This window comes from Pseudoalteromonas sp. T1lg48 (assembly GCF_002964785.1).
GTDB lineage: Bacteria > Pseudomonadota > Gammaproteobacteria > Enterobacterales > Alteromonadaceae > Pseudoalteromonas.
On sequence record NZ_PQCC01000018.1, the window covers coordinates 327,569 to 340,343 of the forward strand.

General features: G+C 50.1%; 14 protein-coding genes. 9 read left to right on the forward strand and 5 right to left on the reverse strand.

The window, feature by feature from the left end; all coding sequences use genetic code 11:
- Positions 1-29 precede the first annotated feature (29 nt).
- The 7 genes from C2M29_RS10785 to C2M29_RS10815 all read left to right on the forward strand — a co-directional run bounded on the left by C2M29_RS10785 (position 30) and on the right by C2M29_RS10815 (position 6,038).
- Positions 30-683 (forward strand): pseudouridine synthase, encoded by a 654-nt coding sequence (locus tag C2M29_RS10785; protein WP_105190248.1) that lies wholly within the window; start codon positions 30-32, stop codon positions 681-683.
- Positions 676-1,122, forward strand: a complete 447-nt coding sequence (locus tag C2M29_RS10790; RefSeq protein ID WP_105189780.1) for an NUDIX hydrolase — start codon at positions 676-678, stop codon at positions 1,120-1,122. The genes C2M29_RS10785 and C2M29_RS10790 overlap by 8 nt, the downstream gene beginning before the upstream one ends.
- A gap of 85 nt (positions 1,123-1,207) precedes the next feature.
- A complete protein-coding gene (gene mnmA / locus C2M29_RS10795) occupies positions 1,208-2,308 on the forward strand; it encodes a tRNA 2-thiouridine(34) synthase MnmA (protein WP_105189781.1) in 1,101 nt (366 codons plus the stop codon).
- Position 2,309: 1 nt separating this feature from the next.
- The gene (gene hflD, locus C2M29_RS10800; RefSeq protein ID WP_105189782.1) at positions 2,310-2,912 is read left to right on the forward strand and encodes a high frequency lysogenization protein HflD; all 603 of its coding nucleotides are present in this window, start codon (positions 2,310-2,312) and stop codon (positions 2,910-2,912) included.
- A gap of 71 nt (positions 2,913-2,983) precedes the next feature.
- Positions 2,984-4,351 carry an adenylosuccinate lyase gene (gene purB, locus C2M29_RS10805; RefSeq protein WP_105189783.1) on the forward strand — a complete coding sequence of 456 codons (1,368 nt, stop codon included), beginning with the start codon at positions 2,984-2,986 and terminating at the stop codon, positions 4,349-4,351.
- A 77-nt stretch (positions 4,352-4,428) separates the two neighbouring features.
- Positions 4,429-5,571, forward strand: a complete 1,143-nt coding sequence (locus tag C2M29_RS10810; RefSeq protein WP_105189784.1) for a cupin domain-containing protein — start codon at positions 4,429-4,431, stop codon at positions 5,569-5,571.
- Between the two features lie 8 nt (positions 5,572-5,579).
- The gene (locus C2M29_RS10815; RefSeq protein ID WP_105189785.1) at positions 5,580-6,038 is read left to right on the forward strand and encodes a GNAT family N-acetyltransferase; all 459 of its coding nucleotides are present in this window, start codon (positions 5,580-5,582) and stop codon (positions 6,036-6,038) included.
- Here the strand turns inward: C2M29_RS10815 and C2M29_RS10820 are convergent.
- The 5 genes from C2M29_RS10820 to C2M29_RS10840 form a co-directional block, all read right to left on the reverse strand.
- Positions 6,025-6,450, reverse strand: a complete 426-nt coding sequence (locus C2M29_RS10820) for a DUF4826 family protein (RefSeq protein WP_105189786.1) — start codon at positions 6,448-6,450, stop codon at positions 6,025-6,027. The two genes, C2M29_RS10815 and C2M29_RS10820, sit on opposite strands and share 14 nt — an antisense overlap.
- Before the next feature lie 99 nt (positions 6,451-6,549).
- Positions 6,550-7,782, reverse strand: coding sequence for a lipoprotein-releasing ABC transporter permease subunit (locus tag C2M29_RS10825; RefSeq protein ID WP_105190249.1), 1,233 nt, complete (start codon positions 7,780-7,782; stop codon positions 6,550-6,552).
- A 5-nt stretch (positions 7,783-7,787) separates the two neighbouring features.
- Positions 7,788-8,489, reverse strand: a complete 702-nt coding sequence (lolD, locus tag C2M29_RS10830; RefSeq protein ID WP_105189787.1) for a lipoprotein-releasing ABC transporter ATP-binding protein LolD — start codon at positions 8,487-8,489, stop codon at positions 7,788-7,790.
- Complete coding sequence (locus C2M29_RS10835) at positions 8,482-9,690, reverse strand: lipoprotein-releasing ABC transporter permease subunit (RefSeq protein WP_105189788.1); 1,209 nt, start codon at positions 9,688-9,690, stop codon at positions 8,482-8,484. The genes lolD and C2M29_RS10835 overlap by 8 nt, the downstream gene beginning before the upstream one ends.
- Positions 9,691-9,776: 86 nt before the next feature.
- On the reverse strand, positions 9,777-10,685 hold the full coding sequence (locus tag C2M29_RS10840; RefSeq protein ID WP_233998407.1) for a LysR substrate-binding domain-containing protein: 909 nt from the start codon (positions 10,683-10,685) through the stop codon (positions 9,777-9,779).
- Positions 10,686-10,778: 93 nt separating this feature from the next.
- Here C2M29_RS10840 and C2M29_RS10845 point away from each other — a divergent pair, with 93 nt between their 5' ends.
- Together C2M29_RS10845 and fghA are read left to right on the forward strand one after the other, a co-directional pair.
- The gene (locus tag C2M29_RS10845) at positions 10,779-11,906 is read left to right on the forward strand and encodes an S-(hydroxymethyl)glutathione dehydrogenase/class III alcohol dehydrogenase (protein WP_105190250.1); all 1,128 of its coding nucleotides are present in this window, start codon (positions 10,779-10,781) and stop codon (positions 11,904-11,906) included.
- 9 nt (positions 11,907-11,915) lie between these two features.
- A complete protein-coding gene (fghA, locus tag C2M29_RS10850) occupies positions 11,916-12,764 on the forward strand; it encodes an S-formylglutathione hydrolase (RefSeq protein ID WP_105189790.1) in 849 nt (282 codons plus the stop codon).
- Positions 12,765-12,775: the final 11 nt, after the last annotated feature.

Here is a 12,775-nt window from a genome sequence, read left to right on the forward strand (position 1 = left end):
CCAATCGGATGCCTTTTTTATTTAACTCCATGACAAAAAAACCAAATAACACGCGTCCACGCCCGTTTACGGGAAAATCTGCAGACAAAACCCGGTTTAAGCGTAAACCCGCTAAGCCTAGCCTTCCCCCCGAGCAAGTTAAGGTGGTTTTATTTAACAAGCCCTATGATGTGCTCTGCCAGTTCACCGATGATGCGAACCGCCGTACCCTGGCCGACTACATAGACATTAAACAGGTGTATGCCGCAGGTCGTCTAGACAGAGATTCAGAAGGTCTGTTACTGCTAACCAATTGCGGCAAGTTGCAGCATCAACTCGCCAACCCCAAGAAAAATACTTATAAAACCTACTGGGTACAGGTCGAGGGCGCGGTCACCGAGGATGCTGTAAAAATGTTACAACAAGGCGTTGAGCTAAATGACGGTATGACCCTACCGGCCAAGGTTAAGATCATAACTGAGCCGCCAGGACTTTGGCCGCGCACACCACCGATACGCGAGCGCAAAAATATTCCTACTACCTGGCTGGAAATACAAATACGTGAAGGCCGTAATCGCCAGGTGCGGCGCATGACCGCCCATGTGGGGCACCCTACACTACGCCTGATCCGCGCCGCTATAGGCTGCTATCAACTGGGTGATTTAAAAAGTGGCGAATACCGCTTGGAGAAACAGCATGTATAGACCAAACGTCACCGTCGCCATGGTGCTAAAAAGTGGCGAGCATTATCTGATGGTGCAAGAGCGAGATAAGCGAAGCGGTGACATTGTGTTTAATCAACCTGCGGGCCATTTAGAAGAAAATGAATCACTGATTGACGCTTGTGCCCGAGAGCTTTTTGAGGAAACCGGGTTAACGGCCGATCCCTTAGGTTTGGTTGGCATTTATAGCCTACAGGCAAAAAATGGCGTGCATTATCTGCGTTTTTGTTTTTATGGCGAGTTAGATCAATGCCAGGACAGCACACCGCAGGACTCGGATATCATCGCTTGCCATTGGCTCACCCGAGAAGAAATTGAAACCCGTGCGCTTCGCTCCGAGCTGGTGCGCCGATGCATTGACGATTCCCGGTCGCAGCCCTTGATCCCGCTTAGCTATTTGAGCTACCAAGTTGATGCATAACCACCTCGCTTGCTACTTCAAGCCCTTGGGTAAGCGTGATATAATTCGCGCCTTTAAAGCCAAGTGATGTGAAAATTCAGTTCCTATGAGCGATAACAGCCAAATTAAAGTAATCGTCGGCATGTCCGGTGGTGTTGACTCATCCGTATCCGCTTACCTGTTAAAAGAGCAAGGCTATCAAGTCGAAGGCCTGTTCATGAAAAACTGGGAAGAAGACGACAACGATGAATATTGTGCCGCTGCAGAAGATCTGAAAGACGCACAAATGGTCTGCGAAAAATTAGGAATCGAATTACACACGGTTAACTTTGCCGCCGAATATTGGGATAACGTGTTCGAGTACTTCCTTGCCGAGTATAAGGCGGGACGTACCCCCAATCCGGATATTATGTGTAACAAGGAAATCAAATTTAAAGCCTTTTTAGAGTTTGCCGCCGAAGCCCTGGGCGCCGACTATATCGCCACCGGCCACTATGTGCGCCGTGAAGAGCGCGATGGTAAGTTCGCCATGCTCCGCGGTAAGGACGACAACAAGGATCAAAGTTACTTCCTGTACACCCTAAGCCATGAGCACATCGCTCAAACTCTGTTCCCCGTAGGCGAATTACCTAAGCCGCAGGTACGTGAAATCGCCGAGCAACAAGGCTTGGTCACACACGATAAAAAAGACAGTACCGGCATCTGTTTTATCGGCGAGCGCAAGTTTAAAGACTTTTTACAACGTTACCTTCCCGCTCAGCCCGGCGTTATTGAAGACACCGAGGGTAATGAAGTGGGTGAACACGAAGGCCTTATGTATCATACTTTAGGTCAACGTAAGGGACTGCATATTGGCGGCCTAAAAGAGGGCTCAGGTGAGCCTTGGTACGTGGTCGATAAAGATATCGAACGCAATGTGCTGGTCGTTGGCCAGGGTAAAGACCACCCGCGCCTATACAGTAACGGCCTTAATGCCGACCAACTCCATTGGGTTGACCGCGTCGGTCCTAAAGGCACGGCGCGCGTGACAGTGAAAACCCGTTACCGTCAGCATGACATCCCTTGTAGCCTACTGGTCGGTGAAGACGGTGTTGCCCGCGTGCTCTTCGATGAGCCGCAAAAAGCGGTCACTCCTGGTCAATCGGCGGTGTTTTACGACGGCGAAGTCTGTCTTGGTGGCGGCATTATTGACTCGGTGATCCGCTAACATGAATGCCAATCAAGTGATGGCCTTGGCAGCCATGTGTCAAGTTGCCCTGCAGGTACAAAAATTGGCCAAATACGGTCAGTCGCAACAGCATGAAATCGAGCCGCTGCTGAATTCCTTGTTAGCGACCGATGCCGAGAATGCCGAACAAATTTACGGCGGCAGTCGCAATCTTCATTCCGGCTATCGCGCCTTGGTTGCGCAATTAAGCCCGGGCAGCGATAAAAATGTCGAGCTGGTCAAATACGTCGGCGGTCTAATTCAACTTGAGCGTATTCTCAGCAGCAAACCGCAAGCTCTGGCCGAGCTCGGCCGCGACATTGACCAAGTAAAAAATAAATTACAGCACTTAGACCTGCTTGATGAGTCTATTATTGCCGCCTTTGCCGACACTTACGCCCGCATCATCAGCCCCTTAGGGCAACGTATTCAGGTATTCGGGCAACCGGCACTATTAAAACAAAGCAGCATTCAAAACCGTATCCGCGCCCTGCTCTTGGCGGGTATACGCGCAGCGGTGCTATGGCGCCAGGTAGGTGGTAAACGCCGTCACTTTATATTTGCTAAACGCAAAATATTGGCCTTAGCTAAAGAACACATTTAAACCCCGGCTTGCAAGTCAGGTGCTTGCAGGCAAACAAAAGATAAATCGTTCAACGTAACTTAGGAGTTAATATGGAGCTTTCAGCGTTAACCGCGATCTCTCCGGTAGATGGGCGCTACGGTAGTAAAACAACTGAACTACGTAGCATTTTTAGTGAATTTGGTCTGATCAAATACCGCGTACAGGTAGAAGTACGTTGGTTACAAGCCCTCGCCGAGGCCAAGGAAATTGCAGAAGTTCCAGCATTCAGTGCAGAAGCCAATGCCCTACTTGATAGCATAGTTGCTAACTTTAGCGAAGCCGATGCGGCCCGCGTTAAAGAGATTGAACGCACCACTAACCACGACGTAAAAGCGGTTGAGTACCTTCTAAAAGAAAAAGTGGCCGATAACGCCGAGCTTAACGCCGTAAATGAATTCATTCACTTCGCCTGTACCTCTGAAGACATCAATAACCTGTCACACGGTCTGATGCTCAGCGAAGCGCGCGATACCGTATTGCTTCCTTACATGGACCAACTACTTGACGCGGTAAAAGAAAAAGCCGTTGAATACAAGTCGGTAGCCATGATGACCCGTACTCACGGCCAACCTGCATCACCGTCAACCATGGGTAAAGAATTTGCCAATGTGTACATGCGCCTTAAACGCCAGCGCGACCAGGTTGCTCAAGTAAGCATGCTAGGTAAAATCAACGGCGCCGTTGGTAACTACAATGCTCACCTAAGTGCCTACCCTGATTACGACTGGCACACACACGCTGAAAAGTTTGTAACCAGCTTGGGTCTTACCTTTAACCCGTTCACCACGCAAATCGAACCACACGACTACATCGCCGAGTTGTTCGATGCGGTTGCGCGTTTCAACACCATTCTTATCGACTTCGATCGTGACGTATGGGGTTACATCGCCCTTAATCACTTTAAGCAAAAGACCATTGCCGGTGAAATTGGTTCATCGACCATGCCGCACAAGGTTAACCCGATCGACTTCGAAAACTCAGAAGGTAACCTGGGTCTGGCCAATGCGATTTTCGCTCACCTGGCGCAAAAGCTACCAATTTCACGCTGGCAGCGCGACCTAACCGACTCTACGGTTCTACGTAACCTGGGTGTTGGCATGGGTTATACCCTAATCGCTTATCAAGCGACCCTAAAAGGGATCAGCAAGCTTGAAGTAAATGCCGACCGTTTACTTGCCGAACTTGATCAGAACTGGGAACTACTTGCAGAGCCAATTCAAACGGTAATGCGCAAGTACAGCATCGAAAAACCCTATGAAAAGCTAAAAGAGCTAACTCGTGGTAAGCGTGTTGATCAGGTGGCTATGGCCGAGTTTATCGACACCCTTGAACTACCAGCAGAAGTTAAAGCGCAATTAAAAGAGCTAAGCCCAGCCAATTACATTGGCCGCGCCGTTGAGTTCATTGATAACCTTTAATTCGCAGCACTAGAATATGCTATAAAGCGAAAGACGTGGCCACATGCCGCTCTTTCGCTTTTTTTATTGGAGTAACCATGTACAGCCTAACAATAAACGAGCTCAGCAAGGCGCAGTTTTTAGCGCAATACTGGCAGAAGCAACCCCTGCTCATTAAGGGCGGCTTTAAAAATTTTGTTGACCCAATTGATGCAGAAGAACTCGCCGGTCTGGCGATGGAAGAAGGTATAGAGTCGCGCATCGTCACCAATAGCGACGGTTGGCAATGCGCCAATGGCCCATTTGAAGACTTCAGCACCCTAGGCGAAGAACGCTCTACCCTATTGGTGCAGGCGGTCGACCATTGGCACCCCGAAGCCGCCGAGCTGGTTGAGCCATTTCGTTTTATTCCTAATTGGCGCATTGATGACTTGATGGTGAGCTATTCCACCCCAGGCGGCGGTGTGGGTCCGCACATAGATCAGTATGATGTGTTCATAATTCAAGGAGCGGGTAAACGCCACTGGCGCGTAGGCAAGGTGGATAAAAATGTGCAACAGTTTAGCGCCAACAAGGGACTGCTTCAGGTTGGCCCTTTTACCGCGGTGATCGATGTTGAGTTGGAGCCAGGGGATATTCTATACATTCCGCCGAACGCACCGCATGAAGGTTATGCCGTTGAGCCCTCGCTGAACTACTCCATCGGTTTTAGAGCGCCTAACCAAACCGACCTGCTTTCTTCTTTCGCAGATCACCTGATTGACCATGACCTAGGACAAGCCCGTTATAGCGATGAACAGCTAACGGAGCGTGCTAGTCGCGGCGAGCTAACTGGTGATGAAATCGCCCGCCTACGTAAATTAATGATTGCCGCCATTGAAGATGACAATACTTTCTTACGCTTTATCAGCGAAAACCTCAGTGAGGCTAAACATGATAAGGATCTATTGCCCCTTGATGCGCCGCTAGAAGAAAACCAAATAATGGATTTTCTTAGTGATTATCCCGTTTTACACAAGGCCGGTGGCCTAAGAGCGCTTTATATCGAGCGACCGGATGCCGTAATCCTAGCCGTCGAAGGCCATAGCTTTTGTCTACCAATCAAACACTTGGATAGTGTAAAGCAATTGTGTGATGAGCAAGTCGTGGCCACCGATGTGCTGGCACCGAATACAAGTTGTTTACTTTTCCGCCAGACATTGGCTACACTGATTAGTGAAGGTTATTGGTTTGCAGATTAGGAGGGTTTATGCCCTATCGGATCCACCAAGTCGACTGGGGGTCTAAAGATAACCCAATACGCCAAATTCGAGAACGAGTGTTTGTATTCGAATTGAATATTCCCAAAAGCGTGGAATTCGACGATCGCGACAATCATGCCCTGCATTTTGTCGCTTTTGACGAAAATGGCGAGCCGGTTGCTACAGCACGGCTTTGCGAAGATGGCTTATTGGGCCGCATTGCCGTTCTTCCCGATCACCGCAATCGCGGCATCTATACCGAAATACTCGAATATGTACTCAGTAATGCCGCCAGTTGTGGCTTTGAATTTATTTGTATTAATTGCGTATTGGACGAGGTAGAGCGCTTTAAGAAGAATGGCTTTTCGCCATGTGGGTGTGTCTTTATGGAGGCTGGCATTCCAAGACAACGCTTGGAATGCCCGGTGTCACGCTGTGACAGTAGCCCCTTTACTATGGTTCATTAACCCATAGCTCTTTTTTATCATAGAGCTCATACAGGCCATGTGCACGGTTTATCAAAAGCTGGGCAAAATCGTGTTGGGTCTTGTCTAATCGGGTACTGCTAAGCAGTTGCTCGGCTTTTAATTGCCATTGAAAAGAAAAATGGCGAATAGCTTCGCGCGCCGTGGTTGCCGCTGAGACTTCCACATGATCCGCGGGTAATTGACCGGTGATCACCCAATAGGTTTTGCCGTTTTGGGCTTTAAATTTCCATACCGCACACAGTGGCGCTAAAAAGCGGCTGTCTTTTTCTACCAGGGTTTTAGGCATAATGCCCTTTTCGGCTAAGTGCTTCTGAGCGGTTTCAAAACAATGACGTTGAAAGGCACGAATTTGTTGTTCTTGTGGTGCTAATTGTTCTTGTTGTTGCGACATAATACTACTTCTATTGTTGTTGCTAGAGCCACTTTACGAAGAAGCGCCCTGCCTTGCAAGTCCTAAAGGATACAAAGCAGGACTTTAGTAGACCTGGTATTAATTACCCAACACCTTAGCCGGGTCTACCTTGGCAGCTTGCCACGCCGGATAAATGGACGCCAACACGGTAATAACCAGGGTAATAGCCGCGACTAAGGTGATGTCCTGCCAGTGAATTTGTGCCGGTAAGAAATCGATAAAATACACGCCAGCTAATTTATTCTCACCGATAAAATCGCTCCAAAGCACGAAAATATCCGTGATATTCAAGGCCAGTAACACCCCCACCAGAGCGCCAATCAAGGTAGCGGTAACGGCCGAGACCACACCTTGAAGCATAAAAGCCTGCATGATCACCAGATCGCTGGCGCCCATGGTGCGTAAGATGGCTATCGCACTTTGCTTTTCTTTTACTTCCATAAACAGCGAAGAAATAATATTAAAGCTGGCCACGGCAATAATCAAAAATACGCTTAAATATACTATGGTGCGCACCATCTGAATATCCTGATACAGACCACCTTGGGTCCGCACCCAACTATTAACATACACATAGTCATCCAGGGTACGGCCTATGCGCATGGCCTCACTGGGGGCGCTAAAAACATCTTCCAGGGTAACTCGTAAGCCGGTTACCTGATCATGCTCAAGAGCAAAGGCCTGCTGTAAGGTTGCCAAAGGCAAGAAAATTTGTACCTTATCCAAGGGACCATGGCTTTGTATTAATCCGGCCACCTGCACATTTAATCGCACCGGTGCGCTCAGTGCATCGCTGTGGTTACTCAGATCCGTCATCAAGAGCGTGAGGTTATCGCCATTTTCCAGCCCCAAGGCCTTGGCCAACTCGGCGCCCATGACCACCTCGTCACCGGCCATTTGCGATAGCTTTTTCCCGAGAATGAATTCATCAACGATGGACACCTTGGTCTCAAGCTCAGGCACTACCCCCCGTACCTGGGCCGCTTCCAATTGGCCGCGATATTGCGCCATGGCATTAACGGCGATAAAGGGAGCCGCCGCCACCACATTTCCTTGTTGCTCCAAACGCTGCTGCTTTTGCGGCCACTGCGTTATGGGTTTGTCGGCGGCCACGTATTCCACGTGAGGTACCAGCGCCAATAAGCGTTCAACCAGTTGCTGTTGAAAGCCATTGACCACGGATAGCGCCAGGATAAGCACGGCCACCCCCAGGATAATACCCAGGCTTGAACTACGGGCCATAAACCCCATAAAGCCGCTATTTCGCTGCGATTTACGAAAGCGTTGAGCCAATAGCAAACTTAAGGACATGGCTTTCATAGGATAGGAGCCTCAACCTGCTGCGCACTCAACACCCCCTCGTCCAGTACCACGGTGCGAGTCAGGCGACTGGCAAGATCAAGGTCGTGTGTAACCACGACAAAGCTGGTACCCAGGTCCTGTTGGAGTTCCATCAGCAAGGCAAAGATCCGCTGAGCGTTATGTTTATCCAGGTTTCCCGTCGGTTCATCGGCCAGCACCAAGTCGGGCTCACTGACCACGGCGCGGGCGATGGCCACGCGTTGGCGCTCACCACCGGAGAGTTTTGCAGGTTTATGATCGGCGCGATGAGACAAGCCCACTTTTTCCAGCATTACCTCGGCTTTTTGCTCAGCCTGTTTGGCATCCATCCCCGCTATCAGCAGGGGCATGGCGACGTTTTCAAGCGCCGTAAACTCCATTAAAAGATGGTGAAACTGATAGATAAAACCCAGATGCTTATTACGAAACTGCGCCTGTTGCTTACGGGATAGTTTGGCGACCTCAGTATTGCAAATAGATAACTCACCGGATGTGGGGTTGTCCAAGGTGCCGAGAATATGCAATAAGGTGCTCTTGCCCGAGCCGGACGAGCCGACGATGGCGACACTTTCTCCGCGTTCAACGGTTAAGTCGACGCCCTTAAGCACTTCAATTTGCTCCGCCGCATCGCTGTAAACTTTCGTCAGCTTTTGGCAACTAATTACTATACTACTCATACCTTAATACCTCTGCTGGACGCACCTCTGCGGCCTTTTTCGCTGGATACAATGTGGCAACAAAACTCATGACAACGGCGCCGAGCACTATCAACGCCAAATTGGTGGAGGACACCACCACGGGCAGTTGCTGCTGACCGAAAAGCTGTAGGCCAATGGCAGCTAATAAGGCATTGAGGTTGTACACCACAAGCACGGCTAAAATCGCACCAATCAGACTACCGACGACACCGTTATACAGGCCCTGTATCATAAAAATGCGGGCGATTTGCCTATGGTCTAGACCCAAGGTCTGCAAAATAGCGACCTCGCCTTGCTTTTCCCGGACCATCATGGTCAAGGACGATAATATATTGAATACGGCAACCAGGAAGATCAGCCCCAATAACAGGCTCATGATACGTTTTTCCATCGCCACCGCGGCGAATAAACTTCCCTGACTTTGACGCCAGTCACTCACCCCCTGGCGCTGCTGCTCACTTAAGCGTGACAACACCAGCTCACTGCTAAAGGCATCGTCGAGCATGACTTCGATTGGCGCATCCTCGGCATTTCTAATGCGCAACAAACGTTGCAGTGACTCGCCGGAAGTAAACAAGGTGTGCATATCAAGCTCAGAGCCGGTACGGTAAATAACAGCCACGGTGAATAATCGCTGCGCCGGAATGCGGCCCATGGGGGTATAGGTAGAAACACTGGGAATGGTGACACGCAGTTTATCGCCCACACCGACACCCAGGGTACGGGCCAAATAACGACTGATGGCGATGTGATAGCGCTCATCATAGAGGCTCTGCATCCTGCCCACCTCAATATTATCGATCACCTTATCCGGTAAGGTTTTATAAGGAGCTTGCAACAGCACACCCTGAATGTCAGCAGCGCTTTGCACTATGGCCTGTGCCTGGTGATAGCGTTTTACCGAGGTGACTTCTTGTTGCGCCTTTAAGTCGGCAATTAACTGCTGCTGCGCCTCGGGAGTACGCTCGGCCATGGTGAATTGTAAATGGGGGATCATCGACAACATGGTGCGTTTTAAATTGTTTTCAAAACCATCCATCACCGACATAACGGTAAACAAGGCAGTGATACCCAGGGCAATACCGGCGATGGAAAAAAACGAAACAAAGGAGACAAACGCACTGCCTTTAGATAAGCGCGAATAGCGTAGACCAATAAATAAACTGACAGGCTTATACATCAACAGCTTAACAATAAAACAAAATTGTCTCGATGCTAACACAGGGACGCCGCCATGGGTATGCTCAGCACCTCCACACGGCGAATTTATCGCCGCAGCCCGAGAGTATTTATGGCACCAAGTTTATCGCTCAGATGCTCGGCAAGATAATCCATCAGCGCCTTGGTGGCGTTGGCCTGATATAAATTTGCCGGGGTGATGGCGGAAATGGGCTCCTTGTGGATAGCAAAACTGTGCAGCACTTCCTTTAGCAAGCCCTGATGCAAGGCCGACTGCACATAGTAATCCGGTAGTTGCACCAGGCCTAGTCCTCGCACCGCCGCGTCGGCCAGGGCCCAACCACTGTTACAACGTAACTTGGTCTTGGCAATTTTTACGTGTCTCAGCCGGGCGCCCTCTTGAAAGCGCCAGGAATCGGAATGGCCGAGAAGGCATTGATGGTGAGCAAGCTCGCTAAGTGCATAGGGCTGGCCATATTCGTTTAAATAGTCTGGTGATGCGCACACCACCACCGCCCTTGAGGCCAGGCGCCGCGCTCTAAGATTTGAATCTGCAAGCTCTCCAATGCGAATAGCTAAATCAATATGCTCGCCAATCAAGTCCATGGTTTGATTACTCAATACCATGGTGACGCTGACCTTGGGGTAGCGGGCCATGTATTCGTGAACCAAGGGCATAATAAATTGTTCACCAAACATGACCGGGGCGGTGATCTTCAATTGGCCGCTGGGCTGAGCTTGTTGTTGTTGCAACGCCCACTCCCCCTGCTCCAATACGCTCTGCGCTTTTTTTGCGTGATGTAATAACAACTCCCCTTGCTGCGTTAACACCACCTTACGGGTACTGCGAATAAAGAGCTGGGTATTGTAGTACTCCTCCAACGCGCTGACTGAGCGACTGATATGCGCCACCGACGTGCCAATTTGCTGGGCCGCCGCGGTAAAGGATTGGGCTTGTGCCGCGGCAATAAATTCCGGCATACCTTGCCAACGCATTATTACCTCTGTGTAAAAGTATCTTAATTCTGGTTAAAACTTACCACAACGTGTAATAATTTCACCTCATTTCATAAGAAGAGATCCATGGTTATGGCTGAATTTATTAAATCAAAAGCCGCCGTTGCTTGGGGCCCTAAGCAACCACTTAAAATAGAAGAAGTCGATGTGATGATGCCCAAAGCGGGCGAAGTGCTGGTTAAAATCCATGCCACCGGCGTGTGTCATACCGATGCTTTTACCCTCTCTGGTGAAGATCCTGAAGGCATTTTCCCTGCCATCCTCGGCCATGAAGGCGGTGGTGTGGTAGAAGCCGTAGGTGAAGGCGTGACCAGCGTAACCGTAGGCGATCATGTGATTCCACTGTACACCCCGGAATGCGGTGAATGTAAGTTCTGTACTTCTGGCAAGACCAACCTGTGTCAGAAAATTCGCGAAACTCAGGGTAAGGGCCTGATGCCAGACGGCACCACACGCTTTTATAAAGACGGTGAACCAATTTATCACTATATGGGCTGCTCAACCTTTTCCGAATACACTGTATTGCCGGAAATTTCTCTAGCCAAGGTAAATAAAGAAGCACCACTTGAAGAGGTCTGTCTGCTAGGTTGTGGCGTTACCACCGGCATGGGTGCGGTGCTCAACACCGCCAAAGTACAACCCGGCGATAGCGTGGCCATTTTTGGCCTTGGCGGCATCGGTTTGTCGGCCATTATCGGCGCTAAAATGGCCGGTGCCGGCCGTATTATCGGTATCGACATTAATGAAAGTAAGTTTGAGCTGGCGAAGAAACTCGGTGCCACCGACCTTATTAACTCCAACGATTACGATAAGCCAATTCAGGAAGTGATCGTTGAGATGACCGATGGCGGTGTCGACTATTCGTTCGAGTGTATCGGTAATGTCAATGTCATGCGCAGCGCCTTGGAATGTTGCCACAAGGGCTGGGGTGAGTCGGTGATCATAGGTGTTGCCGGGGCCGGTCAGGAAATCTCAACTCGTCCATTCCAGCTGGTAACAGGCCGTGTCTGGCGTGGTACCGCCTTTGGTGGCGTAAAAGGCCGCTCTGAACTGCCTGAAATCGTCGAGCGTTATCTCAATAACGAGTTCGCCCTAAATGACTTTATCACTCATACCATGCCTCTTGAAGACATCAATGAGGCGTTCGAGCTGATGCACGCAGGTAAGAGTATTCGCAGCGTCATCCATTACGATAAGTAAGGGGGCAATATGAGCCTAGAGTTACTTGCCAACAACAAGGTGCACGGTGGCTGGCATAAGCGCTACAGCCATAAATCCACGGTGAATAACTGCACCATGACCTTTGCCATTTTTCTACCGCCCGGAGTGGATGAAACGACAAAGGCCCCGGTGCTGTACTGGCTGTCAGGATTGACCTGTACCGATGAAAACTTTATGCAAAAAGCGGCAGCGTTTAAAACCGCCGCCGAGCTCGGCATAATTCTTGTGGCACCGGACACCAGCCCGCGAGGCGAGGGTGTGGCCGATGATCCCGATGGCAGTTACGACTTCGGTTTAGGCGCTGGCTTTTACGTCAATGCCACCGAGGAGCCCTATAAGCAGCATTACCAAATGTATGACTATGTTTGCGCTGAACTGCCAGCCTTAATCGACGAGCACTTCCCCAGTAATGGTAAAAAGGCCATCAGCGGCCATTCCATGGGTGGTCATGGTGCTCTGGTGCTGGGTTTACGTAACCTAGGCGAATACCGCAGTATCAGCGCCTTCGCCCCCATTACCAACCCGTTAAATTGCCCATGGGGTGATAAAGCCTTCAATGGTTATCTGGGTAAAGACAGGGAGAGCTGGAAAGCCTATGACAGCTGTGAACTGCTGCGCCATACCCCGGTAGACAGCTGTCCGCCGCTGTTGGTGAGCCAGGGCATGAGTGACACCTTCTTGGACAGCCAGCTGCGCCCGGATCGTCTGGTCGCTGCGGCGGAACAAGCCGGCGTCGAACTTTGCCTGGAGCAACATCCTGGTTACGATCACAGTTACTTTTTTATCACTAGCTTTATCGACCAGCATCTGCGTTTTCACGCCAAATACCTAGGCTAACGTCAACGCAT

Excerpts from the sequence above, each read along its gene's own strand:
- C2M29_RS10785 (WP_105190248.1), top strand. The coding sequence starts at position 30 with ATGACAAAAAAACCAAATAACACGCGTCCACGCCCGTTTACGGGAAAA.
- C2M29_RS10790 (WP_105189780.1), top strand. The coding sequence starts at position 676 with ATGTATAGACCAAACGTCACCGTCGCCATGGTGCTAAAAAGTGGCGAG.
- mnmA (WP_105189781.1), top strand. The coding sequence starts at position 1,208 with ATGAGCGATAACAGCCAAATTAAAGTAATCGTCGGCATGTCCGGTGGT.
- hflD (WP_105189782.1), top strand. The coding sequence starts at position 2,310 with ATGAATGCCAATCAAGTGATGGCCTTGGCAGCCATGTGTCAAGTTGCC.
- purB (WP_105189783.1), top strand. The coding sequence starts at position 2,984 with ATGGAGCTTTCAGCGTTAACCGCGATCTCTCCGGTAGATGGGCGCTAC.
- C2M29_RS10810 (WP_105189784.1), top strand. The coding sequence starts at position 4,429 with ATGTACAGCCTAACAATAAACGAGCTCAGCAAGGCGCAGTTTTTAGCG.
- C2M29_RS10815 (WP_105189785.1), top strand. The coding sequence starts at position 5,580 with ATGCCCTATCGGATCCACCAAGTCGACTGGGGGTCTAAAGATAACCCA.
- C2M29_RS10820 (WP_105189786.1), bottom strand. The coding sequence starts at position 6,450 with ATGTCGCAACAACAAGAACAATTAGCACCACAAGAACAACAAATTCGT.
- C2M29_RS10825 (WP_105190249.1), bottom strand. The coding sequence starts at position 7,782 with ATGTCCTTAAGTTTGCTATTGGCTCAACGCTTTCGTAAATCGCAGCGA.
- lolD (WP_105189787.1), bottom strand. The coding sequence starts at position 8,489 with ATGAGTAGTATAGTAATTAGTTGCCAAAAGCTGACGAAAGTTTACAGC.
- C2M29_RS10835 (WP_105189788.1), bottom strand. The coding sequence starts at position 9,690 with ATGTATAAGCCTGTCAGTTTATTTATTGGTCTACGCTATTCGCGCTTA.
- C2M29_RS10840 (WP_233998407.1), bottom strand. The coding sequence starts at position 10,685 with ATGCGTTGGCAAGGTATGCCGGAATTTATTGCCGCGGCACAAGCCCAA.
- C2M29_RS10845 (WP_105190250.1), top strand. The coding sequence starts at position 10,779 with ATGGCTGAATTTATTAAATCAAAAGCCGCCGTTGCTTGGGGCCCTAAG.
- fghA (WP_105189790.1), top strand. The coding sequence starts at position 11,916 with ATGAGCCTAGAGTTACTTGCCAACAACAAGGTGCACGGTGGCTGGCAT.